The sequence below is a fragment of the Halomonas sp. A020 genome (assembly GCF_027943625.1).
In the GTDB taxonomy this organism is placed as follows: domain Bacteria; phylum Pseudomonadota; class Gammaproteobacteria; order Pseudomonadales; family Halomonadaceae; genus Vreelandella; species Vreelandella piezotolerans.
In genome coordinates, this window is record NZ_AP022850.1 from 1595539 (window position 1) to 1617997 (window position 22459).

Here is a 22459-nt window from a genome sequence, read left to right on the forward strand (position 1 = left end):
GGTCCGGTTTAGGAAGCCAACCAGCACTTCGAGAGTGCAAAGCCCGCCATCATCTCGCCCATGGGGTGCGCTGACCAGCCCCCGACGCTATTTAATGTCGCTTCGATGTAGTCGTTGAACATCGGCAATATCAAGCCACCTTCATCGCGCACCATCATCGCCATGTCGTGGTAAAGCTCGGCACGGCGGGTGGTGTCCAGCTCGCCGCGGGCTTCACGCGCCAGGGCATCGAAGTCATCGCGGAAGAAGCGCGTATCGTTCCAGTCGGCGCTGGAGATATACGCCGTCGAGTACATCTGGTCTTGGGTGGGGCGGCCGCTCCAGTAAGAGGCGCAGAAAGGCTGTTTATTCCACACCTCTGACCAGTAACCGTCGCCGGGCTCGCGGCGAATCTCCATATTGATGCCTGCCTGGGCGCAGCTTTGCTGGAACAGCTGTGCCGCATCGACGGCGCCAGGGAAGGCAACGTCCGAGGTGCGCAGGACGATGGGGCTACTGTGGCCCGATTTTTTGTAGTGATAGTTGGCGCGTTCGGGGTCGAATTCGCGCTGAGGAATGCTATCGGGGAAGAGCGGGTAGGCGGCATTGATCGGAAAGTCGTTCCCCACGCTGCCATAGCCGCGCAGAATGCGCTCGACCATGTCGTCACGGTTGATCGCATACTTGAGTGCCAGGCGGAGATCGTTGTTATCGAACGGTGCCGTATCGCAGTGCATCGGAAACACGTACTGCGCGCGTCCCGACGTATTGTTGATGACGATGTTGGGCAGGCGCTGCACCATCTCCACGACGCGGGGCTCGACGCGGTTGATCATGTGAACCTGGCCACTCTGCAGGGCAGAAATGCGCGCGGTGGGGTCGTTGATGACGGTGATCTCGATCTGATCGGCAAAGCCGTACTCGTCGGGGTTCCAGTAGCCCTCGAAGCGCTCGGCGATCTGGCGCACGCCGGGTTGGAACTCCACGACCTTGTAAGGGCCGGTGCCGATACCCGCTGCCGGGTCGTCGATGCCGCCACCGGGCTGGATCATCAGGTGGTAGTCAGACAGCAGAAACGGCAGGTCGGCGTTGGGTTCGAGCGTCACGATCGTGACTTCATAGGTGTCGGTGGCCTGGATCGATTCGATGCCCCGCATGATGCCGAGCGCACCCGATTGCGAGTCCTCGTTCGAGTGGCGCTGCAGCGTGGCGACGACGTCTGCAGAGGTCATCTCCTGGCCGTTGTGGAACTGCACGCCGCGACGCAGTTTGAAGACCCAGGTACGCGCATCCGGCGAGGACTCGACGCTTTCCGCAAGGCGGGGCGTTAGCTCGCCCTCTGGTGAAACGTTGGTCAGGGCCTCGCCCCACGATTGGCCAAACGAGTGCTGCACTTGGCTGGTCCAGCTCGCCGGGTCGAGGCTATCGGTCGATTCGCCGCCCTGCATACCGGCCTTCAAAATGCCGCCGCGCTGAGGCGTACCGGTGTTGGCAAACGCCTGGCCTGACAGCAGCGAGGCGGCAAAGGGGGCGGCCATGCCAAGGGCCATGGCGCGGCGCATGAAGTCACGTCGCGACAGCTGGCCTTGGGTGGCCTGTCGAGCTAAAGCGGCCATCGATGGGTGCATGTGGGTGGGTGCGTTGTGTTCTTTTTTCATGCGTTGATTCCCTAGGTTGGTTTAACGAAGCGAGGTGCCAAAGGCCAGTGTGTCGTAATCGCGAATCACGTGAGCGGCGAGTGTCAGGTGCTCGCCGCTCAAATGGGGCGCCGCACAGATGCCGATACCGGCCCGAAGGCCTGCGGCTTTTCCCATCGCCATATCGCCATTGGAGTCGCCAATGATGAGCGTACGCTCGGGTGTGACGCCAAGCTGCTGACAGGCAGCGAGCGCCATGTCGGGGAAGGGCTTGCCACGTGGCACTTGGTCGTGCCCCAGCACCACGGAAAAGTGGTCCGCAAGCGAAAGAAGGGAGAGATGACGCAGGGCGTTGCGATGATCATCTGATGTCACCACCGCCAATTGAACGCCTGCATGGCGAGCGCGAGCGACGAAGCCGAGAAGTCCCGCCACGGGGGTGACGCAGCGCGACCAATCGAGCGATGCATCGAGCGACTGGAGCGCGTCGTGAGTGATTTCCGTTGCGTCGTTCCACGCCAAGCCGCCCTCGAACAGGCTGAGCGCCACGATGGTGACAATGTCGTCCAGCGAGCCAATGGTGAGCGGCCCGGTCGGATCCCACAACCGGGAGTCGGGGTAGATCCCCACGCGACGATAAAGCTCGGCAAAAGCGAGGGGCGGGGGCGGGGGCGGTGACGAAAACGTGGCGAGGCGGCGGTTGACCGTGGTGATGAGCTGATCGAACCAGCCAATCCAGAGGTCACCAAAATTGAGTAGCGTGCCATCCTTATCGAATAAAATGGCATCGATGGGGTAGGTAACACCTTGTACGTTGAGTTGGGGCATGTGGTTTGATGACGTTGAAACGCCTTCTCTTTTAGTGGCGGGCGCACTGAGCCATCGCCAAGATTTTTTTTGAACGTTCAATCGAAAAAGTGATTTAGCCTGGGTAATCCCACCGTTGATGTCAAGTTGATGACAGCCGATGCACAGCGCACAAAAGACGCCCATTTGGGCGAGCGCCATCTAGCGCTAAGGGCGACTAACGCAAGGGAGAATATGCCGCTATGCTAACGGTGTTGTGTGTCACGCGAAGGGTGACGAGTCGATCCATCAGGCCGAGAAGGCCATGATTGCAAAGGACGTTGAATGCGTGCCCGTATATGCTCTTTTTTTCGCCTTGGTAGTGTACTGGCGCTCGCGCTGACGATGGCGAGCCTGGGGCCCGTGGCCCAGGCGCAAACACGGATGACTTACAAGTCGGCGCTCGCAGGGACGGCCTACCATCAAATGGGGAGCGAGCTTGCCCAGGCCATTCGACAGGGAAGCAACGAGACGCTCTTGCTGACCAATGAAGAGAGCCAGGGCTCGGTACAAAACATTCAAGAAGTGATGAATCGGCAGGAGCGCTATGTGTTTACCGCGCCCCCTGCGCTCGTCGCTCAAGCACAGGCGGGCGAAGGTGTCTTTGCCAGTCATGATAGCGAACGGTTCGGTGCCATTCGCGGACTGTTTCCCGTGCCATCGTTGACCATGCATTTCGTGATGGCAGGCGATGACGGTACGACCTCGATCGATGCGCTGAGCGGCAAACACGTGCTGATCGGGCGGGGCACCTTCAGCGCAGGTGAAGCCGCACGCTACTTCCGGTTGTTCGGTTTGGAAGACAGCGTGCGCCTAGCGGATGCGTCGATCACCAATGGCCCTGAAGCGCTTCGGGAAGGCCGAATCGATGCGTTCGTCACGGCCAGCTCCTACCCCACGCCGAATGTCATCGAAACGGCCTCGCTCGTGCCCATTACCCTGGTGAGCTTTACCGCTGAACAAATCGCTCAGACGGGCGCCGTGCCTCAGGTGATTCCCGGCGGCACCTACCCCGGCATCGCTCAGCCCACGCACACGACGTCGATGCCGGTAGTTGCCTACACCACCGAGCAGATGGATGTAGAGACGGCCTACCGCCTCACGAAGCTCTTCTGGGAGCAGCAGCCTTGGCTTGCAGAGCAGTCCGCTTGGTGGGGAAGCGTCACACCGGATCTGCTCACCCACCTGACGACCCCGCTTCACCCAGGCGCGCGACGCTACTACGAAGAAGCGGGTATGGAGCTGCCTGCCCATGTGCGTTAAAAAATCGTAAAGCTCAGCGCAATATAGGCTGCATAGCCGCCCAGCAGCGCTGCGCCTTCCCAGCGTGACAGGCGCATGCCGGTATAAAGAAACAGCAGGAGAAGAGCGGCCGAGCCGAGCATGACCCATTGATCGAACTGGCTGACTCGCTCGGCAATGGGCAGTGGCTGCAAACAGGCAGAGATCCCCAATATCCCCAGGACGTTGAAGATATTGCTGCCCAGGATATTCCCGACGGCGACATCGGCATGACGGCGGAGGGCCGCAATCACCGAGACGGCCATCTCCGGCAGCGACGTGCCGACCGCAACGATGGTCAAGCCGATGACCGCCTCGGAAATGCCCATGGCCTGGGCGAGACCAATCGCACCATAGAGCAGTAGCTGCGAACCGCCAATCAACATGCCAAGGCCCACGACCAGCGCGACGCTGATCATGACGGTCGACGTAGGAATGGCCGTGACTTCCTCCGCTTCGGCGGCGTGCATCTCGCCTTCGGGCAGCGGCTGTTGTCGCTCGGTGCGGTAAGCCCATACCAAATAGGCGGCGAGGGCCAGCAGCAGCAGTGCAGCCTCCCAGCGGGCCAGTTCACCGCTCCAGGCAAGTACGATGAATAGCACGCTGGCGCCGACGACCACGACGCCATCTCGCCTTAGCGCCAGAGGTTGAACCGTCATGGGGCAAATGGCGGCACATAGCCCTAAAATCAGTAAAATATTGCCGATATTGCTGCCGACGATATTGCCCACGGCGATATCGGGCTGCTCGCGTATCGCGGCATCGATCGAGACCACCAGTTCCGGGGCCGAAGTACCGAACCCCACGACCACCAGCCCCGTCAGCAACGGCGATACCACCATACGCTTGGCACCGGCGACGGCGCCGCGTATCAATGCTTCCCCTCCACCGAACAGCAGCACGATACCGGCCAGTAAGCTCAACCCATACAGCATGTGTCATCTTCCTTTTGATACGCTTGGTCGTTTGCCAAGCTTAGGCTTATGACATTAGCTCAGTTCGTTAGGCCTGCAAGCCCCCGTGGGCAACGCATCATAAAAGAATTAAACGCAGCAGGCACGGTAGGCGGTTGCCAATCAACTCGATAGCATAGTGCGTGACGGGGAGTGACACCGCAGTGAGCGCCGAGCAAACCATGCGAGGGTGGGAATTATGCGTGAGCAGCGTATGATGCGCGCGGTACAGTCGCCAGAGCGCGCCTCGCCCGAAGCTCAGTGAGCTGACTCTTTTACCTATGACGGAGCATGAAAAATGCCAGATATCGTGGTGATGTTTTTCTTACTGGGACTGCTGGCGGGGGCGGTGAAATCGGACCTGCAAGTGCCCAAGGCCACTTACGATACGCTAAGCCTGTTGTTGATGCTGACGATTGGCTTGAAAGGCGGGATGGCGCTCTACGGCAATTTGCACTGGGGGCTAGTGCCCGAGCTGCTGGGCGTCGCGCTGCTCTCTGCGCTGATTCCTTTGATGCTGATGCCTCTGTTGCGCCGTTTCGTGCGCCTCTCCGCCGCCGATAGTGCCAGTATCGCCGCTCACTACGGCTCGGTCAGTGCGGGGACCTTTGCCGTGGCGCTTGCCTACGTCGAAGCGCGCCAGCTAGCGGTGGGCAGTGAAGTCACGCTCTACTTGGTGGCGATGGAGCTACCGGCCATCATGATCGCCATCGCGCTGTTTCGGCGTCATCAGGGCGCGGCGGTCAAAGAGAGCACGAGCAAGCTGTGGCATGAAACGCTGACCAACCGGGGGGTGATTCTCCTCGCCGGTGGCGTGGCCATTGGCGCGCTGTACGGGCCGGTTCAAGGGGCGGAAGTCACCGCGCTCTTTACCGGGGCGTTCAAAGGCGTGCTGGCGCTCTTCCTACTAGAAATGGGGTTGACCGCCGCGCAAACGCTGCGCCCCATGCCTTGGCATCATTGGCGGCTCGTCACCTTCGCTCTCGTGACACCGCTTTGCCTATCGCTGCTGGGGATACTGGTCGGCGCGCTGGTGGGCCTGCCCCTGGGCTCGGTGGTGATTCTCGCAGCGCTCGCGGCCAGTGCCTCCTACATTGCCGCGCCTGCGGCCATGCGCGCGGCCATACCGGAAGCCAACATCGGCCTAGCGATGCTGGCATCCCTGGGGGTGACGTTCCCGCTGAACGTCATGATCGGCATCCCACTGTACCACCAGCTGATCGACTGGCTGCTGGTGTAAGCCAGCGCATGCTAAGTGTTCGTCGTCACTTGACGATGAGCCACAAAAAAAGCACCCGAAGGTGCTTTTTTTGTGGGGTGTCTGGTGGAGGCGGCGTCCCGCTTAAAATTAATTTAAGCTATTGTTTTTATTTTATATTAACTGGGTGTGTTTTTAAATATGCCCCCAATTATGCCCCCGCTTGTGACGTGCTAAACCTCTTAACCCGTGCTTTGAACCCGCGTACTGCTGTTAGGGGCAAAATAATTTTATAGGATGCCACCTCTTTAGGTGCATTTTAACCCCTTGTTTGGCAATGAAAGGCGCGGTGGTGCTTGCGGCTGGGTGGTGGACGGTTGACCAATAAGCCGCCTCGCTTATCCTGCCTTGTCGTTACCGCTACGCTGCATGGGGCTTCGCCCCATACCCCATTGGCCGGGTGCCTAGCTAGCTGCCTTTGCCTAACCCATATCGTGACAAAATCACACGAATACCAAGCGCCAGCCCGGAGCGCCCCAGGCCATGCCGCCGGGTTGCTTTGGGTTGTTGTATCGCGTGCCTACGGTGGGGGGAGTTTGACGGCTAGCATAACGGAAAGCGGGCACCTTTTCGGCTTCGCGCCAGCTCGCCTAAAGACCCGTTAAATCAGCGTGATAGTGCTTTTAATGTGGCATTTATGAAACGGCGGCCACGGTATGCAGAGCATAGAGCCATAGGCGGCATGATGGTGTGATAAAGAAACAACAACCAACCCCTGAAAATTTGCCGTGCATAGGCAAATTCCGCGACTGTTTGCCCCCGTACTGGCGGGGGTGGGTGGGGGAGTACCTTTTAATTTTCTGGCGAGTGCGAGCGCCAGCGCGGGGCATGAAAAAGCCGTGAAGGGTTAGCCCCTCACGGCTTCGGTCATTAACTTAAGGGTTAGTATTCCAGGCGCTCAGGTGCGGCCACCATGTAAAAATGAGACAACTTCATCTCAATATGAGCGCTGCTGTACCCGGTGCCCTCCGGTGCGTAGAAGCTTGCTTGATCGCGGGCGGCGTTTAGAGCGGTCAGACGATCTTGCAAGCCTGCTGCCTCGATAGCGTCCAACAGGTCACGTTCTGCTTTAGCCATAGCGGCCTTGCCAACTTCATAACCTACGCCACGGTGCAGGCTTTCCAGCTTGCTCAGATCGGCTTGAAGATCGTCACGCATTTTATTCAACCCACGGCGGGCGGCGGCTTGCTTATCTGCCTGTTCGGCTGCTTTCTCGGCAGCCTTACGAGCTTTTGCTAGCGTGGTGTTGGCCTGCCCCTTGGCGGCTTCGTCTACCTCGCCTAGCAAAGCGCTTGCTTCAAGGCGCTCTACTTCTTCGGCAGCGCTTAGGGCTTGGGCTTCCAAATCGGCGGCGATGCAATCGCTATCTTTCATGGCTGCAACCGTGGCGTTGATCTTATCGACACGCTGTTGGAGGTCTGCCATTGCCTGAGTAACTGCCTCCAATGCCTGCGGCGAAGCGTCTGGCCTCGCTTTTACAGCATCAGCCAGTACTTTTTCTGTCTGCGTTTGTGCTTCGCTGCATTCAGCATGGGTGGCTTGATGTTCTTCAAAGCGGGCACGCGCCTGCTTAAGCTTGCTCAAGGTGTGGTGTAGCTCTTGGCGAATAGCGTCATCACGATGTGTAGCACTACGCTCCAATTTTTTAGCGAGGTGCTCCGTCACCTTCTGAACCTGCTCAGGGGTAGCTGGATCGGCAATGATTAGACCGTGTGGACTCTCCTGCCGGGTCAAATATGTGAGATGCCGTTCAGCGGTCTCCAGTTGGTGCCGAGCATCTGACGCTTTGGCAGTGGCAGCATTTACTGCCTTTTGTGCTTGCTGTTGTTGTTCAAGCCATGCTTTCCAGGTGTTTAGATTATCGTTCACTGGGTTACCTCACTTTTGGGTTGTTTAATCTCAGATAACAGCAACAGCCAGCCAGCGGCGTTAACGTCGCCAGCGCTGGCCATTTCGTTGAGCATTCGCGCCAGCTCAGCGCGCCGCTGCTGGGTTGGGTAAATCTGGGAACCGCGTTTCTTCATTTTCGTATCACTTTTATTTGCCCTTAATCGGGCCTTATTGGGGCTTTTGGTGAGTGTTGGGCTATCGCATTTCGTCACCTCCCGGCAGCCCTAAGCGCTGGCCTTTGTTGGTGAGTGGTGTCGCGTTGATGTGGTCATTTCTAGGAAGGCCACCTGTACATGCAGGGCCTGAGTTAGCCGGGGCCGTTGTACAGGTCGCACAGGTGATAAACCGCACCGCTGCGCGAATACTGCCCACCTGCGGTGGTACACGCTGGGTAGCCGAAAAATTCCCGAAATCCGGGGCTGCCTGCCCCCGTGGCTCAGGGCGTTGGCCGCCAGAAGAACCTAGGTTTTTATTAGGGGCTGCTGTACAGCCTGATAGCCTGCAACAGGTCATTAGCAAGCGTGGCCACCGTTAAGCCACTGCAAGCCATACCCTTTTAACCCCGCTGCTAGAATGCTCATTGCTCAAGCTGCCGTTTTAGCCAGCGGTTAGCCGCTTGACGGCCCGCGTTGTTCTTAACGTGGGTGCGCTGTTCCTGCATGGCGGCTTGCTCCCAGGCAGCGCTATACCCTTCGGCTAGTTGCATGGCATCGCCGGGCTGCCGGGTGGCCAGCCGTAGGCGAATAAAGCGACGATCCTCTGCCAGCAGGCCACACCGCTTCTCTATCAGCGCCAGCCATGGCTCTATGCGGGTGGTCACGGTTGCACGCCGTGGGTGTTGTCGTGGGCGCGTACCGGGCTTGCCTTGCGATCGGGAAGCACCCGCGCTGGCTTGCAGTTGGGCAATGCGTGCAAGTAAGGCGTCGCCGTTCATGCAAATACCCCCGGTGGAATATCAGCAAGTGACAGCTCCCCATCCAACAGCCAATCAAGAACCAGCTCACGGCCTTCCTCGATAGTGGCCCGCAAGCGCTCGCGCTCTTCATGTTCAAGGCGTCGCTTAACGGACATAACGCGGTAGTGGTGGGCATCTATGGCGGCTTGCTGTTGGATGCGGTTTACCCGCTCCCTTGGCAGGGGTGGGAACATGCGCCTAAACGACTCGGTGATATGCCACTCCCAATCATCAAGCGTGCTTTTGGGGGTGGTTTGCGTACAGTTAATGACACCAGTCCAAGGCGCTGCGGCTTCGCCTACGCGCTGAAAATCAACCCCGGCCGCTTCACCTTTTCGCTCAAACGTCCAGCGGTAGTACCGGGTAAGGTATTCCGTTTCCCCTAGCTGGCTGCTGACCACCAAGCCCCAGGTGCTGGCCATGGGTTCCCCATAGCGCCCTAGCGTGTCGCTTGACCATTCGCCGCTCATGGGGTTGATGTTGGCGGGATCAACGGTTTGGCGCACCACACGCCATGGGCGAATAGGGGCAGCGGCGCGGGGCTGCATCGGCCCGCCCATCAGGTGAAGGTATTTATCCCAAGCGCCAGCAATGGCCGCCTTGCGTATGGCATCCAGTATCGCGGCGGCTTCTGGCTCTGGCCGAGTGGCGGCTTCCCAGTCAGCAACGCGCTGCTCATCCTTGAGGCGGCGCACCTCACGCCATACCGTGACGGAAGGCAGGCCCACAAACTGAAATTGACGGATACCCCAACAGGCCGCCCATGCTTCTATGCGGGGGGCGCTGGTTTCGAGTGGTTGGCCGTAGTGGTCGAGGTTATCGCCCGACACGCCTTGGCGGTTGTGCTGCTTACCGTTGATGTTCTTCGCCACGTACTTAGCCACGTAACCCGCTGCGCTCCCTTTGCGTCGGTCGATCTTGACCGCTTTAAATCGGATGCTGGTGTTATGGGCTACCTCTTCCGGTGAATCTTCCAGGGCATAGCGGCGTAAAACCCCGGTGATGCGGGCTTCATCTTCTGGGCGCATCCATATCAGCAGGTGCCAATGAGGGGTGCCATCGTGGTGGGGCTCAGCTACCCGGATGCCGTAAATACCCAAGCCTTCACGCTTTAGCTTGGCGCGGGCCTTGGCCCATTGGTTTTGCAGGTAGGCTTGTGCTTCACGCGGGTCAGCGCCAGCGTATTTATGGTTGAGGCTAGCGTTCTGGCGTACCGGGTGAAAGCGGCTAGGGGTGGTGATGGTGTAGAACATGCCGCAATGCGCGGCCCGGTCGGCTTCCCGCTCAGTATCAGCAATGCGCAGCATTAGCTCTGCCCGCCGAAACTCAGGGTTAGCCAGGCCAAGCTCTGTTAGTTCTGCCAGCGTGTACTGGTCGCCCTCTTGGTTGGTGGCGGTGATCGCTTCCAGCAGGCGAGCATTTCGGGTGGCTTGGTCGATACGGCGGCGGTAGCCTTCGTTGCTCACGTAGATACCCGCCCGTTTCTGGGTACGGCCTAACAGCCGTTGCCGCTGCTCACGGCGGCGGCTGGTTAAGCGGCGAAGCTGCCGACGCCACCACAATGGGCAAGCGAGCCGCAACAGCTCCCCGGTGCAGGTATATCCCGTGGGCGGGGTTAGATGATGCTGGGTGGCACGGCGGCGGGCGCGTTGTAGCGCGTAGATAGGGTCGTTGAGCCGTGCGGTTTCCAGCTCAACGGCGCGGGCTTGGGCGGTGGCGTGGTCGATCAAGGCTTGATCGTCGTTGCTACACTTCCACGGGCCACAGCTCAGCAGCGAATCAGCAAGGGCTTGTCGATCAATAAAGGCGGCGTGGCTGGTCATATCGCCCCCTTGCCACTTGCCGGGCGTGACTTCTCTGCGCCAGCGCCAACCCCAGCGGGTTGGCATGGATCAGCAAGGCATAGGCGTGCCCCATGCCGTGTGCTATTCTCAGGTTTAGCGTTTGCTTTGGTCAGCGGCGCGGAGAAGGCCCAGCCATTGCGCTGGGCTTTTTCATGGGTGCTAGTCAGCATCGCGGCCCTCTTCCTGCTCATCGTCGTCACCTTCGATGCTTTGCTCTAGCAGGTCTTGGGCCATATCAGCCTCCCGCTTACCCATGCAGCGGAACGCCACTGACCAAGCCTCACCTTGCTGTTCTGTAATGCCTTGCCCCAGGTAATTAATATCCCCCATGATTTCGGCTAGGCGCTCATGGGCTTGGGCAATGTCGCGGATCTCTGCCAGTTGCTTTTCAAACGATGCGCTTGGGTAGGTCATGACACAGTTCTCCACTCATTGATGCTGAGTATTTCCAGGGACATATCTGCAAGGGGGATTGCGGCGGGCACAGCAAACCACTGCTTAGGGTCGCCACCGCGCTTGCGGGCGTCGGCTTCCAGCTTTCGACGCTCGACACGGGACAGGCCCACTTGCTCGCAAACGTCGCGCCATGTCAGCAGGCGGCTATCGTCGGCAGGCAAGGCAAAGCGGATGCAGCCGAACAGGTCGCGGTATTCCCAGAATTTGAGGTTTACCAGGGCGTTGTCAGTCCGGCATGGCTTAGTAGCGGTAGGCTCCCAAAAGGAATCCGATGACAACCACACAACAGACTTTTCAACGTGGCCATCCATGTGGGGCAGCAGTTGGCCGCTGTTCAGTATCTGGGGGAGCCGCACTAGGCTGGTGTAGTGTTTTAAATAGCTCATGCCGCCACCGCCCCAGGAAGCAGCGCTTCCAGATTGCGGGCAATGGCTTGAAGCTGTTCAAGCGCGTCATGCGGGGCGCGTTGGCATGGGGGCAAATACACGCTGTAAGTCTGAGAAACGGCGGTGGGGTTGTGCAGGTCAGCACAGCGGCTAACGCTGACATTCAGTTGAAGCAGCACGCCCGAAAAATCGACGCTAACCCAATAGCTGCCTTGGGTGCTGGTCGTAAGCGCCAGCGCTTGAATATGGGCGAGGGCGTCCCGGTAGGGTTGGGGTATGTGACAATGGCTCACGACAGCACCTCACTACGCACGCGGCTTAGTGCCTGCTCAATGGTGAGCTTGGTGATGGGGTCGGTGCGGAAAGGCGCGGGCAGTTCAAGCAAGCGCTTTAGCTGTGGGGTGGTTAACTTCATGACACGGCCCCCACGCTGCGCTTGGCAGTCTCTAGGGCGCGGGCTTCTAGCTGTTGGGCTTTTTCAATGTGGTGGTTGTAACGCTTCAGGCGGGTGCGCGTGCTTGAATCGGCGAACAAGGCGGCTTTCGCCATGGCGCGATGGGCAGCGGCGCGGCTGGATGCACTGTGTGCAGGGGTGTGGGATAGGCGTAGTAATCCCATGGGTGTGACTCCTTGATTAGTGGAGTCGTCCCCGGATGCGGCCAAGCATCGGATGGGGGCGACTGTACGCGGGTTGGCCGACCGGTAATCAAGGAAACCGGCACACCCGAAGGTGTCCCACGCACAGCCGCCATAACTGACGGGCACAAAAAAAGCGCCGTCATTGGGGGCGCTGGTGCGCCTTGATTGACTCGACCGGCCAAGGTCGGCTGGCGATTTTGCGCCAGCGAGGTGAGCATAGCGGGTAGGCGTGTGCGCGGTCAACATTCAGGCGACCCCCTCTTGGCGGCTCGCTTCGATGCGCTGCTCGATCCACTCGTCTATTTCCGACTCTACCCAGGCTACGGCGCGTGGCCCAATGCGAACGGGTTTCGGAAAGTCGCCGCGCTCCATGCCACGATAAACACCTGTTGTGCTCATCCCGGTTTTTTCACGGACAACGGGAAAGCGGATCAGGTTCGACGTTGGTTTGGTAGGGGTAGCCATGCCTTTAGCTCCTTTGGTTGCTTATGGGGCATGGCTAGAAGGATGGCGACAACGATTTCTTTTATCGCGGTAAACTTTTTACAGTTTTAGGCTTATTTTTTACCTTTCTTTTTTGCTTTTATTGTGCTGGTAGGGATTCCCCAAGCACGGAAGTCTCCCCATATGGAGTTATCGGATTGTTCGACGGCTTTCTTTATCGTACCCCCGCTAACGTATATTCCCTGTTTCTGTAGTTCTTCGGCGGCTTCTTCATAGCCAGGGCCTGCTTTAGAGTACCTTGGGTCTGTCCGGTACAAGTTGAAAAACAGGTTGGCCAGCTTGGTTTTTTCCTCTTCCTTTTCTTTCTTTTTGCGATCCTTTGCCGCCTTTGCTACTTCGTTTTTGTCGTTTGGTTTTAGAGCTTCTTCACCGAAATACGTGGTTTCTAGCTTGTAGAAGTTGCTAAAGCTATTTTCAATAGCTTCAGCGCTTGAAGATGAATGGGGAAAGCCGTGCGTGTGTGAACAACCGTTCTCCCATAGCGCTAGCCTTAGGGGCTGGTCGGAGAGTTCGGCATGATAAAAACTGCGAGCCTTCTTAATAGCATCTCGATGGATCTCCCAAGCAGTAGCTGCCCCCAATAAATCGCTACCGCCCTTAACCATCATTCGATGAAGCATAGCCAGCCCTACTTTGGGAAAGCCATCATATTTCCAGCGCCCTGCTAGCTCAGGCAAAGCATTATCAGGGTCGTTTGTGATGCCGGGCTTTAGCTCTTCAGCTCGCTTTTCCAGTGCCCTTAAAGCATCGAGTACCTGCTCCACCAATGCGTTGTCTTTGGCTTCTTCCTCTTCGCTATAAACCTCTCTGAAATTGTCTTTAGTGGGGGCTTTTACCTGAGTCTTTACCCCGTTCTTTACTACATAGCACCCGCCTTGATTTTTCATGCCCTAGCCCCTTTGTAGATCGGCACCACGTTGCTTGGGCCATCGCGCAGGGCGTCTAGGTAATCGGCCCAGCTTTGCAGCATTTCCCGGCGCTGTTCTAAGTGCGTGGTGCGGTTATAGGCGCGTCCGTTGCTGTCTCTCACCTTGTGGGCTAGCTGCTGCTCTATGTACTGCTCTGGGTAGCCAAGGCGCTCTGCCAAGATCGTGCGAGCCATGGCACGGAAACCGTGGGCGGTCATTTCACCCTTGAAGCCCATGCGGTCAAGTGCCGCTTTGATGGTGGTGTTGCTCATTGGGCGCTTGCTACTCCGGGCACCAGGAAACACGTATTCACCCCGGCCCGTTAGACGGTAAAGCTCTGCCAGCATGTCGATGGCTTGGCGGGGTAGGGGCACTATCAGCGGATCAGCGTTTTTGCTGGGTTTGAAGGCCCATTCCTCGCTTTCAAAGTCGATATCTTCCCAGCGGGCTTGGCGCAGCTCACCAGGGCGCACAAATACCAATGGCGATAACTTGAGCGCAGTAATGGTAACGGGCATACCGCCGTAACCGTCGATAGCGTTCAACAGTGGGGGAAGCTCTGCCGGGTCGGTGATCGCTGCATGGTGGTTGGTCTTTGGGGTGCGGAGTGCGCCTTTCAGATCGGGGGTTAGGTCGCGTTCAGCACGGCCCGTAGAAATAGCGTAGCGGAATACTTGCCCGCACAGCGTTTTAACCCGGTGGGCGGTTTCCAGGTGGCCGCGCTTCTCAATTTTGCGCAGGCATTCCAGCAGTTCGGGTGGGGTTATGTCGGTAATTGGCCGATGGCCCAGCGCTGGGAAGGCGTCACGGGTTAAGCGTGACTTGTTGCGCTTGTAGTGGTCGGGTACCACTTCATGGCGGTGGATATGCTCAAGCCATTCAGTGGCCACCGCCTTAAAGGTGTTTTCAGAGGCTGTCTTGCCAAGCTCCTTGGTTACACGCTTGGTGGTGCTGGGGTCTAACCCTTGTGCTAGCAGCTTGCGGGCTTGGTCGCGGGCGTCTCTGGCGGCGGCAAGGCTTACTTCTGGATATACGCCAATCGCTAAGCGCTTTTCCTTGCCGTGGAAGCGGTACTTCATGCGCCAGTAGGTGCCCCCAGTTGGGGTAACTTCAAGATACATGCCCCCACCATCGGTAAGGCGGTAGGTTTTCTCTTGGGGTTTGGCGCTGCGCACGGCGGTAGCCGACAGCTTGTTGCTAACGTGGGCCATTTGGGGGCACCTCATCGGTGAAGGCTCATGGTGCCCCCAGATATGCCCCCTGTGGTGGGGGCATGTCAAGGTATCAGGTGAAAACTCCTGACAACAAAAAAGCGCCCGGAGGCGCTTCATTGCTGGGTTTATGGGAGGTTTTGAAAACTCTTGAAACCCTTGTGTGGTGGAGGCGGCGGGAATTGAACCCGCGTCCGCCAGCACGCGCCCATTGGCTCTACATGCTTAGATTCCGTCATTTGCTTTAGCGCGACTGACTCCGACGGTCAGGATTCAGCCACGCGAGCCTTCTAAAGTTTAACGGTTGACGAGAAGACACCGCCAACCGCGGTCCTATCAGCTTTAGCTCATATCCCCGCAGTGATGAATAGGCACATCACCTTGGGGCCAGACAAGAAGCTAGCAGGGTTTAAGCTGCCAGCGCGCCTTGAGCGTAGTTTTCGTCGTTTGCGACTATTTTTCGTGATGTGGTATTTACGAGATACATCACGCTCTCGGCATGCACCGCAGGGTTTGTCACCGGCGTCGAAACCATGTCGCCCCCTAAGTCAGAGCCGTAGTCTAACGTGCTCACAACGAATTGACCAGTTATGCCTTGTTATGTTCCCGCATAATCCGACCTTTTTGGCGGTTCCAGTCGCGGTCTTTCTCGGTAGCTCGCTTGTCGTGGATTTTCTTACCGGTCACCAGCGCTAGCTCGCACTTCACCTTGTTACGCTTCCAGTAGAGCTTGAGCGGCACGCAGGTGTGGCCTTTGTCCTGTGTGACCGAGAAAATCTTGGCAATCTCTTTACGGTGCAGCAGCAGTTTGCGCGTGCGAGTGGGGTCGGCGATTTCATGAGTGCTGGCCGTGTTCAGCGGCATGATATGACTTCCCAGCAGGAAGGCTTCGCCGTTGCGAATCAAAATGTAGGTGTCGGTGAGCTGCGCTTTACCCGCGCGCAGGCTTTTGACTTCCCAGCCTGCCAGCGCCAAGCCCGCTTCGAAGGTTTCGTCGATATGGTACTCAAACCGTGCCTTCTTGTTCTGGGCGATGACACTGCTGCCGGGGCCCTTGCTGTTACCTTTTTTCGTGGCCATGGAACCTCATCGTTGATCTGTCAGTAGCACCCCTTCGTTATGTGGGGAGGCGTGATACCATTCAAGGTCTGAAAAAATGTTTCCCATGATACGCTCTGGGCACTGTGAAGTCAGCGGAGAGGTCAATGCCAACCGTCAATCGTACCGCCTTGGTGCGGCACACCCCCCAGCAAATGTTCGATTTGGTCAATGACTTCGAACGCTACCCCGAGTTCCTGCCGGGGTGCCGTCGAGCGCGTTTGCTCGAGCACGACGCCGATCACCTGATTGGCGAAATGACGCTAGGACGCGCAGGCGTGGAACAAACCATTACCACGCGTAATGACTTGTATGCGCCCGAGCGGATCGAGCTGTCGCTTGTGAAAGGGCCGTTCAAGCAGCTAAAAGGGCGCTGGTTATTCACGCCCATGGGTGCGGACGCCTGCAAGGTGAGTCTGGAGATGGAGTTCGTATTTGCCAACAAGCTACTCAGTATGGCGTTTGGCAAGCTATTCCAACAAATTGCCGGGCAGTTGGTCGACGCGTTCACCAAGCGTGCTGACGAGATGTATGGCCGTTAAACAGCTAAACGTTGAAGTTGCCTTCGCGTTGCCGCACAAGCAGCGTATCGTCGCGCTGACGGTGCCGGAAGGGACCACCGCACGGCAAGCAGTGTCATTGGCCGATTTGCCTAGCCTGTTCCAAGAAGTGCCCAGCGATACCTTTACACAGGCGCCGCTGGGTATTTTTGGTAAGGCGATTCGCCACCCAGAGAAAGAGGCGTTACGCGAGGGCGATCGTGTCGAGGTCTACCGCCCACTGCAGATCGATCCAAAAGCGGCCCGATTAGAGCGGGCCAAACGTCAGGCCAAAGGACAGTAGTCCTGCCTCACTCGTCGGTAATGATTGGCTGCGGTTCGGGGGCCGTCTCCGGTGTGGGCGTGCGTTGGATGGGCAGCGCATCCAACGGGTCAGCGCCTTCAACGGCGGGGCCCATACCCCGGTCGGTGCTGATCGGCAGGTCGCGCGAAAAATCACCGTCTCGTTCGATGTTCATCAAGCGGCCTGCATTATCGAACGTCAGCGTCACGCGGCGCTGTTCCACGCCTTCGTACGCTTTATCGATGCGATACACGTAGTCCCACTCGCGAGAATTGAAGGGCGCTTCCAGCAGCGGACGTCCCATGACATAGGTCACCTGCTCTTGGGTCATGCCTGGTTGAAGCTGGCTGACCATCTCTTGAGTAACCAGGTTGCCCTGAGGAATGTCGCGCTTGTAAACGCCAACGTAGCTGCAGCCACTAACGACGGTCAGGGCAACGGAAAGGGTAATGATACGAGTCAATTTTTGCATTTGAGCCTGTTCTTCACTATCGTGGTTTCGGTCGATGATACCCGACCTAACCTGTTACTGCGAAGAGCAACCATGGCCGATCAGAACCATGAACTACGCAAAGCCGGGCTAAAAGTGACCCTGCCGCGCGTCAAGATCCTGCAGATTCTCGAAAATGCTTCGGGCCAACACCACCTTAGCGCAGAAGAAGTGTATAAAACACTGATCGATGCGGGCGAGGATGTTGGCTTGGCGACCGTCTACCGCGTATTGACTCAATTCGAGTCGGCGGGCCTTGTGATTCGTCACAATTTCGACGGTGGTCACGCGGTTTTCGAGATGACCCAAGAGGACCACCATGACCATATGGTGTGTCTGGAAAGCGGTGAGATCATCGAATTCGTCGATGACATCATCGAGCGTCGCCAGCAAGAGATCGCCGAAGAGCACGGCTACGAACTCGTGGACCATGCGTTGGTGCTGTACGTTCGCCCTCGTGGGTCTGACGTAACACGCCAGGATAGCGGCCCAACGAATCGCAAATAGTGGCTCATCAAGCGCGGGTTTGCTAAGTCTCGCGCCGTGAAATAAATGCCCCCAGAGTGCACGTGATGTTTCACCGGTGCTCTGGGGGCGTTTTGTATTCGGTGAGTCGTTGAAGAGAAAACCGTCAGGTTCAGTGCGGCGGGCGCTGGCTGGCGTGGAGCATTTCCCGCGCATGGGCCAGGGTTTGGTCGGACAGCGTCACGCCGCCCAGCATACGCGCCAGCTCGCTGATCCGGCCGCGTTCGTCCAGCAGCGCCATGTGGGTGAGTGTGGTGTCTCGCTTGGCGCGCTTTTCGATGTGCAGGTGCTGGTGCGCCTGGGCGGCCACTTGAGGCAGGTGGGTCACGGTCATCACCTGGCCGTTTTCGCCTAGTTTACGTAGCAGTTGGCCGACGATTTCCGCCGTTGCCCCAGAAATACCCACGTCCACTTCATCGAAGACCAAGCTCGGAATCGTCGAATGCGACGCCGCCACCACCTGAATGGCCAGGCTGATGCGCGACAGCTCGCCGCCGGAAGCGACTTTGGTGAGCGGCCGGGCGGGTTGGCCCGGGTTGGCGCTGATCAGGAATTGCACATGGTCCAAGCCCTCGGGGGAAGGCGTTTCGCGCGGGGTGACGTCCACGTCGAAACGTGCTTTGCCCATGGCCAAGAAGGCCAACTGCTGCTGCACCTCTTTGCCCAGACGCACGGCGGCCTTCTGACGTGCTTCGGTGAGCTGCTTGGCCTCGCTGCGGTAACGCTCGCGGTACTCGGCCACTTGACTGCTGAGGGCTTCTAGATCGTCATCGCTGGCTTCGAGCTGCGCCACCTCTTGTTTGAGTTGGGCATGCAGCGCGCAAATCTCTTCGGGAGCGACGTGGTGCTTACGGGCAATGCGGTGTACGTCGCCCATGCGCTCCTCGACCCACGCCAGTCGCTCTGGGTCCAGTTCGGTGGTGCTGGCCAATCGGTGCAGCTCGCTAGCGGCCTCTTCGACTTGAATTCGGGCATCGCTCAACATGGTGAGCGTATTGGCCAGCGTGCCTTTGTCGCTGCCGGGCAGCGCGCTCAGGTGGGCGTAGGCTTGGTTGAGAAGCGACAGCGCGCCTCCTTCATCGCTTTCGCAGCAGTCGGCGGCAAACTGGGTTTCACGCAGGGTCTCTTCGGCGTGGGCCAGGGTGTGCTGCTCCTCTTCCAAGGTTTGCAGCTCGCCTTCGGCAAGGCCCAACTGGTCCAGCTCCTCGACTTGATAGCGCAGCAGTTGGCGTTTGGCCTCGACTTCGCTGCCCTCTTCACTGAGTTTTTTCAGCCGACGGCGGGCACTGCGCCACTCGCGGAACGTCTCGGTGAGCTGCTGGCTGCCTTCGCGAAGCCCGGCGTAGTCATCCAGTAGCGCCAAGTGCGTCTCTTCCCGCATCAAGGCTTGGTGGGCATGCTGGCCATGAATCTGAATTAGCTGTTCACCGAGGGATTTCAAATCGGCAATGGTCGCTGGGTGGCCATTGATCCACGCCTTGGAGCGGCCGTTGGCAGTAACCACGCGACGCAAGAGACACTCATCGGCAGGCAGCTCGCGGGCGTCGAGCCACTCGGCTGCTGCGGGCAGGTGCTGGATATCGAAACGGGCGGAGAGGTCGGTTCGCTCGCAGCCGTGGCGCACGCTACCCGCATCGGCGCGCTCGCCCAGGCAGAGCCCCAGGGCACCCAGCAGAATGGATTTACCCGCCCCGGTTTCCCCCGTAATAGCGGTCATGCCACGGGTGAGGTCGAGTTCGAGACGATCAACGATCGCATAGTCTTGGATCGCTAGCTGCGTAAGCATAAGGCCTCCTGAGGCGGTGCGGCACAGAAGCTGGATACTTATCCAATAATTGTTGTTTTATACAGTAGTCGATAACTCACTTCAATGCCCCTCTTGAGATGGCTTTGATGGCCCCCATATAGGCTGCATACGTGGTTAACACCCGCTACTTACCTCAGGTGGCCGCCACCGGCACCGTTACTTATTTCAGGAGCAAGGCATGGCAAAAGAACCGCAAACCCCGTTGGAAGATGAGCTGGCACGCCAAGAGCAGGAAGCAGAGGTCACCGACCAATCTGCCGAAGAGCGGTTGGTGGAAGGCGAACTGGAAGGGCTGATCGATGACGATGCACCGCTGGAAGATAGCGCTGGCAGCCCCGAAGCCGACGTGCTGGCCGCTCAGGTAGAAGAGCTCGAGCAGAGCCTGGCGGAAGCCAAAGACCAAGCGCTGCGGGCTGCTGCCGAAGCTCAGAACGTTCGCCGCCGGGCGGAGCAAGAAGCCGAAAAGGCGCGCAAGTTTGCCCTGGAGAAGTTCGTCAAAGAGCTGCTGCCCGTGGTGGATAGCTTGGAAAAAGCGCTGGAAAGCATGCAGGACGATGCGTCCGAGGCGCATCGCGAAGGTGTCTCCATGACCCTCAAGATGCAGCTCGACGTGCTGAACAAGTTTGGCGTCGAAAGCATCGAGCCTCAGGGCGAGCCCTTCGATCCACAGGTGCATGAAGCCATGGCGATGGTGCCGAACCCAGAGCTCGACCCCAACACCGTGATGGATGTGATGCAGAAAGGCTATCTGTTGAACGGCCGCCTCGTGCGTCCTGCCATGGTCGTGGTCAGCCAAAAAGCGAATTAAGCCGCGTTGACGCATTGCCGCAAAAAAAGCCCTTGAAATGCGGCAAGCGGCCCCCAAATAAAGGGCAACCCGCGGGAAAACCCGCAGACGCCAAGTAAGTAACAGCGGCGTAAAACATCAGTTTTGTTTCAACCGAATTCGAGGTTTTTGCTATGGGACGCATTATTGGTATCGACCTGGGCACCACTAACTCTTGTGTGGCCGTGCTCGATGGTGACAGCGCTAAAGTCATTGAAAACGCCGAAGGCGGTCGTACCACGCCTTCCATCATTGCTTACACCGACGACGGCGAAACCCTGGTAGGCCAGGCCGCCAAGCGCCAGGCAGTGACCAACCCGGAAAACACCCTTTACGCCATCAAGCGTCTGATCGGCCGTCGCTTCAAAGACGATGTCGTTCAAAAAGACATCAAGATGGTGCCCTACAAAATCGCCGAAGCCGACAACGGTGACGCGTGGGTAGAAGTAAAAGGCAAAAAAATGGCACCGCCGCAGGTGAGCGCGGAAGTGCTGAAGAAGATGAAGAAAACCGCCGAAGACTATCTCGGCGAAGCGGTCACCGAAGCGGTCATCACCGTACCGGCCTACTTCAACGACAGCCAGCGTCAGGCTACTAAAGATGCAGGCCGCATTGCCGGTCTAGACGTCAAGCGTATCATCAACGAGCCGACCGCTGCTGCTCTGGCCTACGGCATGGACAAAGCCCGTGGCGACAAAACCATCGCAGTCTACGACCTGGGTGGTGGTACCTTCGATATTTCCATCATCGAAGTCGCCGACGTGGATGGCGAAACGCAGTTCGAAGTATTGGCAACCAACGGTGACACCTTCCTGGGTGGTGAGGATTTCGACCTCGCGCTGATCAACTATCTGGTCGATCAGTTCAAGTCGGACAGCGGTATCGATTTGTCTGGTGACAATCTGGCCATGCAGCGTCTGAAAGAAGCCGCCGAGAAAGCCAAGATCGAGCTTTCCAGCGCGCAGCAGACCGACGTGAACCTGCCGTACATCACCGCCGACAACACTGGCCCGAAACACCTCAACGTGAAGGTGACCCGTGCCAAGCTGGAGTCGCTGGTCGAAGACTTGGTACAGCGTTCGCTCGAGCCGTGCAAGATGGCGCTGAAAGATGCAGGCTTGTCCGCGTCTGAAATCGACGAAGTGATCCTGGTCGGCGGCCAAACCCGTATGCCGATGGTTCAGAAGAAAGCGGCAGACTTCTTCGGTAAAGAAGCCCGTAAAGACGTGAACCCGGACGAAGCAGTGGCCGTGGGTGCTGCGATTCAGGGCGGTGTTCTGGGTGGCGACGTTAAAGACGTACTGCTGCTCGACGTGACCCCGCTGACCCTGGGTATCGAAACCCTGGGTGGCGTGATGACGCCGCTGATCGACAAGAACACCACCATCCCGACCAAGAAGACGCAAACCTTCTCGACCGCGGATGACAACCAGACCGCCGTGACCATTCACGTCGTTCAGGGTGAGCGTAAGCAAGTGTCGCAGAACAAGTCGCTGGGTCGCTTCGACCTCGCCGACATTCCGCCGGCACCGCGCGGTGTGCCGCAGATCGAAGTGGCGTTCGACCTCGATGCCAACGGTATTCTGAACGTGTCTGCCAAAGACAAGGCGACCGGCAAAGAGCAGTCCATCGTCATCAAGGCGTCTAGCGGCCTCTCCGATGATGAGATCGAGCAAATGGTACGCGACGCTGAAGCTCACGCGGACGAAGACAAGAAGTTCGAAGCGCTGGTACAGCTGCGTAACCAAGCGGACGGCATGATTCACGCCACCCGTAAGACCGTTCAAGAAGCGGGCGATAAGGCCACCGATGACGAGAAACAGGCCATCGAAAACGCCATCGCCGAACTGGAAGAAGCGGTGAAAACCGATGACCAGGACGACATCCAGAAGAAACTGGATGCGCTGACCGAAGTCTCCGGCCAGCTGGCGCAAAAGATGTACGCCGAACAGGCAGAAGCGGCCCAGGCGGGTGGTGAAGGTGCTGAAGAAGCCAGCACCAAGCAGGACGATGACGTGGTTGACGCCGAATACGAAGAAGTCAACGACGACAAGAAGAAGCAGTAACCCACCTCTTTCTGCCAAGGAAAGCGGTGACGCGGGAGGCAACTCCCGCGTTGCTGT

24 protein-coding genes and 1 other RNA gene are annotated in these 22459 nt (G+C 58.3%); 7 read left to right on the forward strand and 18 right to left on the reverse strand.

The genetic code is table 11. From position 1 onward, the window contains the following. Positions 1 to 8: 8 nt before the first annotated feature. Both FRH_RS07440 and FRH_RS07445 read right to left on the reverse strand, forming a co-directional pair. Positions 9 to 1637: an ABC transporter substrate-binding protein gene (locus FRH_RS07440; RefSeq protein ID WP_231125598.1), complete on the reverse strand. Its 1629-nt coding sequence runs from the start codon at positions 1635 to 1637 to the stop codon at positions 9 to 11. A gap of 21 nt (positions 1638 to 1658) precedes the next feature. Next, the gene (locus FRH_RS07445; protein WP_281998020.1) at positions 1659 to 2444 is read right to left on the reverse strand and encodes an HAD family phosphatase; all 786 of its coding nucleotides are present in this window, start codon (positions 2442 to 2444) and stop codon (positions 1659 to 1661) included. A 303-nt stretch (positions 2445 to 2747) separates the two neighbouring features. On the opposite strand from FRH_RS07445, the gene FRH_RS07450 reads away from it, so the two are divergent. After that, positions 2748 to 3725 (forward strand): TAXI family TRAP transporter solute-binding subunit, encoded by a 978-nt coding sequence (locus FRH_RS07450; protein ID WP_219862501.1) that lies wholly within the window; start codon positions 2748 to 2750, stop codon positions 3723 to 3725. Here the strand turns inward: FRH_RS07450 and FRH_RS07455 are convergent. Beyond that, a complete protein-coding gene (locus FRH_RS07455; protein WP_219862504.1) occupies positions 3722 to 4678 on the reverse strand; it encodes a calcium/sodium antiporter in 957 nt (318 codons plus the stop codon). The genes FRH_RS07450 and FRH_RS07455 overlap by 4 nt on opposite strands. 316 nt (positions 4679 to 4994) lie before the next feature. On the opposite strand from FRH_RS07455, the gene FRH_RS07460 reads away from it, so the two are divergent. Beyond that, on the forward strand, positions 4995 to 5936 hold the full coding sequence (locus FRH_RS07460; protein WP_153843168.1) for a sodium-dependent bicarbonate transport family permease: 942 nt from the start codon (positions 4995 to 4997) through the stop codon (positions 5934 to 5936). Positions 5937 to 6836: 900 nt separating this feature from the next. Here FRH_RS07460 and FRH_RS07465 read toward each other — a convergent pair. From FRH_RS07465 to smpB, 13 genes are all read right to left on the reverse strand, one after another. After that, entirely contained in the window at positions 6837 to 7823 is a 987-nt protein-coding gene (locus tag FRH_RS07465) for a hypothetical protein (protein WP_281998021.1), read from the reverse strand. A gap of 598 nt (positions 7824 to 8421) precedes the next feature. After that, entirely contained in the window at positions 8422 to 8778 is a 357-nt protein-coding gene (locus FRH_RS07470; protein WP_281998022.1) for a hypothetical protein, read from the reverse strand. Further along, complete coding sequence (locus FRH_RS07475; protein ID WP_281998023.1) at positions 8775 to 10622, reverse strand: replication endonuclease; 1848 nt, start codon at positions 10620 to 10622, stop codon at positions 8775 to 8777. The genes FRH_RS07470 and FRH_RS07475 overlap by 4 nt, the downstream gene beginning before the upstream one ends. Positions 10623 to 10802: 180 nt before the next feature. Beyond that, positions 10803 to 11057, reverse strand: coding sequence for a hypothetical protein (locus tag FRH_RS07480; RefSeq protein WP_281998024.1), 255 nt, complete (start codon positions 11055 to 11057; stop codon positions 10803 to 10805). Then, a complete protein-coding gene (locus tag FRH_RS07485; RefSeq protein ID WP_281998025.1) occupies positions 11054 to 11485 on the reverse strand; it encodes a hypothetical protein in 432 nt (143 codons plus the stop codon). Before FRH_RS07485 ends, FRH_RS07480 begins: the two co-directional genes overlap by 4 nt. Continuing rightward, complete coding sequence (locus FRH_RS07490) at positions 11482 to 11778, reverse strand: hypothetical protein (protein WP_281998026.1); 297 nt, start codon at positions 11776 to 11778, stop codon at positions 11482 to 11484. The genes FRH_RS07485 and FRH_RS07490 overlap by 4 nt, the downstream gene beginning before the upstream one ends. Continuing rightward, the gene (locus FRH_RS07495; protein ID WP_281998027.1) at positions 11775 to 11900 is read right to left on the reverse strand and encodes a hypothetical protein; all 126 of its coding nucleotides are present in this window, start codon (positions 11898 to 11900) and stop codon (positions 11775 to 11777) included. The genes FRH_RS07490 and FRH_RS07495 overlap by 4 nt, the downstream gene beginning before the upstream one ends. Next, positions 11897 to 12103 carry a hypothetical protein gene (locus tag FRH_RS07500; RefSeq protein WP_281998028.1) on the reverse strand — a complete coding sequence of 69 codons (207 nt, stop codon included), beginning with the start codon at positions 12101 to 12103 and terminating at the stop codon, positions 11897 to 11899. The genes FRH_RS07495 and FRH_RS07500 overlap by 4 nt, the downstream gene beginning before the upstream one ends. 267 nt (positions 12104 to 12370) lie before the next feature. Continuing rightward, positions 12371 to 12589 carry an AlpA family transcriptional regulator gene (locus FRH_RS07505; RefSeq protein ID WP_281998029.1) on the reverse strand — a complete coding sequence of 73 codons (219 nt, stop codon included), beginning with the start codon at positions 12587 to 12589 and terminating at the stop codon, positions 12371 to 12373. A gap of 92 nt (positions 12590 to 12681) precedes the next feature. Then, entirely contained in the window at positions 12682 to 13515 is an 834-nt protein-coding gene (locus FRH_RS07510; RefSeq protein WP_281998030.1) for a hypothetical protein, read from the reverse strand. Next, entirely contained in the window at positions 13512 to 14747 is a 1236-nt protein-coding gene (locus tag FRH_RS07515; protein ID WP_281998031.1) for an integrase arm-type DNA-binding domain-containing protein, read from the reverse strand. The genes FRH_RS07510 and FRH_RS07515 overlap by 4 nt, the downstream gene beginning before the upstream one ends. A gap of 164 nt (positions 14748 to 14911) precedes the next feature. Then, positions 14912 to 15291: a transfer-messenger RNA gene (gene ssrA / locus FRH_RS07520) on the reverse strand. A 44-nt stretch (positions 15292 to 15335) separates the two neighbouring features. Then, positions 15336 to 15827, reverse strand: coding sequence for an SsrA-binding protein SmpB (gene smpB / locus FRH_RS07525; RefSeq protein ID WP_062360527.1), 492 nt, complete (start codon positions 15825 to 15827; stop codon positions 15336 to 15338). 125 nt (positions 15828 to 15952) lie between these two features. Between smpB and FRH_RS07530 the strand changes: the two genes are divergently transcribed. Together FRH_RS07530 and FRH_RS07535 are read left to right on the forward strand one after the other, a co-directional pair. Continuing rightward, positions 15953 to 16387: a type II toxin-antitoxin system RatA family toxin gene (locus FRH_RS07530; RefSeq protein ID WP_139527950.1), complete on the forward strand. Its 435-nt coding sequence runs from the start codon at positions 15953 to 15955 to the stop codon at positions 16385 to 16387. Continuing rightward, positions 16377 to 16688, forward strand: a complete 312-nt coding sequence (locus tag FRH_RS07535) for an RnfH family protein (protein ID WP_139527951.1) — start codon at positions 16377 to 16379, stop codon at positions 16686 to 16688. The genes FRH_RS07530 and FRH_RS07535 overlap by 11 nt, the downstream gene beginning before the upstream one ends. Positions 16689 to 16695: 7 nt before the next feature. On the opposite strand, the gene bamE is transcribed toward FRH_RS07535, so the two are convergent. Continuing rightward, on the reverse strand, positions 16696 to 17160 hold the full coding sequence (gene bamE, locus FRH_RS07540; RefSeq protein ID WP_153843167.1) for an outer membrane protein assembly factor BamE: 465 nt from the start codon (positions 17158 to 17160) through the stop codon (positions 16696 to 16698). Between the two features lie 72 nt (positions 17161 to 17232). On the opposite strand from bamE, the gene fur reads away from it, so the two are divergent. Continuing rightward, positions 17233 to 17685 (forward strand): ferric iron uptake transcriptional regulator, encoded by a 453-nt coding sequence (fur, locus tag FRH_RS07545; RefSeq protein ID WP_016915905.1) that lies wholly within the window; start codon positions 17233 to 17235, stop codon positions 17683 to 17685. A gap of 130 nt (positions 17686 to 17815) precedes the next feature. On the opposite strand, the gene recN is transcribed toward fur, so the two are convergent. Then, the gene (recN, locus tag FRH_RS07550) at positions 17816 to 19489 is read right to left on the reverse strand and encodes a DNA repair protein RecN (RefSeq protein WP_153843166.1); all 1674 of its coding nucleotides are present in this window, start codon (positions 19487 to 19489) and stop codon (positions 17816 to 17818) included. A 199-nt stretch (positions 19490 to 19688) separates the two neighbouring features. On the opposite strand from recN, the gene grpE reads away from it, so the two are divergent. Together grpE and dnaK are read left to right on the forward strand one after the other, a co-directional pair. After that, a complete protein-coding gene (gene grpE, locus FRH_RS07555; protein ID WP_219862508.1) occupies positions 19689 to 20318 on the forward strand; it encodes a nucleotide exchange factor GrpE in 630 nt (209 codons plus the stop codon). A 152-nt stretch (positions 20319 to 20470) separates the two neighbouring features. Beyond that, the gene (gene dnaK / locus FRH_RS07560) at positions 20471 to 22402 is read left to right on the forward strand and encodes a molecular chaperone DnaK (protein WP_219862510.1); all 1932 of its coding nucleotides are present in this window, start codon (positions 20471 to 20473) and stop codon (positions 22400 to 22402) included. Positions 22403 to 22459 lie beyond the last annotated feature (57 nt).

Bases quoted from the DNA above. Each gene is read 5' to 3' on its own strand.
- FRH_RS07535 (WP_139527951.1), top strand. From the start codon at position 16,377: ATGGCCGTTAAACAGCTAAACGTTGAAGTTGCCTTCGCGTTGCCGCAC.
- FRH_RS07505 (WP_281998029.1), bottom strand. From the start codon at position 12,589: ATGGCTACCCCTACCAAACCAACGTCGAACCTGATCCGCTTTCCCGTT.
- FRH_RS07530 (WP_139527950.1), top strand. From the start codon at position 15,953: ATGCCAACCGTCAATCGTACCGCCTTGGTGCGGCACACCCCCCAGCAA.
- FRH_RS07500 (WP_281998028.1), bottom strand. From the start codon at position 12,103: ATGGGATTACTACGCCTATCCCACACCCCTGCACACAGTGCATCCAGC.
- FRH_RS07495 (WP_281998027.1), bottom strand. From the start codon at position 11,900: ATGAAGTTAACCACCCCACAGCTAAAGCGCTTGCTTGAACTGCCCGCG.
- FRH_RS07515 (WP_281998031.1), bottom strand. From the start codon at position 14,747: ATGGCCCACGTTAGCAACAAGCTGTCGGCTACCGCCGTGCGCAGCGCC.
- FRH_RS07450 (WP_219862501.1), top strand. From the start codon at position 2,748: ATGCGTGCCCGTATATGCTCTTTTTTTCGCCTTGGTAGTGTACTGGCG.
- FRH_RS07445 (WP_281998020.1), bottom strand. From the start codon at position 2,444: ATGCCCCAACTCAACGTACAAGGTGTTACCTACCCCATCGATGCCATT.
- bamE (WP_153843167.1), bottom strand. From the start codon at position 17,160: ATGCAAAAATTGACTCGTATCATTACCCTTTCCGTTGCCCTGACCGTC.
- FRH_RS07480 (WP_281998024.1), bottom strand. From the start codon at position 11,057: ATGACCTACCCAAGCGCATCGTTTGAAAAGCAACTGGCAGAGATCCGC.
- recN (WP_153843166.1), bottom strand. From the start codon at position 19,489: ATGCTTACGCAGCTAGCGATCCAAGACTATGCGATCGTTGATCGTCTC.
- FRH_RS07460 (WP_153843168.1), top strand. From the start codon at position 4,995: ATGCCAGATATCGTGGTGATGTTTTTCTTACTGGGACTGCTGGCGGGG.
- FRH_RS07440 (WP_231125598.1), bottom strand. From the start codon at position 1,637: ATGAAAAAAGAACACAACGCACCCACCCACATGCACCCATCGATGGCC.
- FRH_RS07470 (WP_281998022.1), bottom strand. From the start codon at position 8,778: ATGAACGGCGACGCCTTACTTGCACGCATTGCCCAACTGCAAGCCAGC.
- FRH_RS07510 (WP_281998030.1), bottom strand. From the start codon at position 13,515: ATGAAAAATCAAGGCGGGTGCTATGTAGTAAAGAACGGGGTAAAGACT.
- smpB (WP_062360527.1), bottom strand. From the start codon at position 15,827: ATGGCCACGAAAAAAGGTAACAGCAAGGGCCCCGGCAGCAGTGTCATC.
- FRH_RS07475 (WP_281998023.1), bottom strand. From the start codon at position 10,622: ATGACCAGCCACGCCGCCTTTATTGATCGACAAGCCCTTGCTGATTCG.
- grpE (WP_219862508.1), top strand. From the start codon at position 19,689: ATGGCAAAAGAACCGCAAACCCCGTTGGAAGATGAGCTGGCACGCCAA.
- dnaK (WP_219862510.1), top strand. From the start codon at position 20,471: ATGGGACGCATTATTGGTATCGACCTGGGCACCACTAACTCTTGTGTG.
- FRH_RS07455 (WP_219862504.1), bottom strand. From the start codon at position 4,678: ATGCTGTATGGGTTGAGCTTACTGGCCGGTATCGTGCTGCTGTTCGGT.
- fur (WP_016915905.1), top strand. From the start codon at position 17,233: ATGGCCGATCAGAACCATGAACTACGCAAAGCCGGGCTAAAAGTGACC.
- FRH_RS07485 (WP_281998025.1), bottom strand. From the start codon at position 11,485: ATGAGCTATTTAAAACACTACACCAGCCTAGTGCGGCTCCCCCAGATA.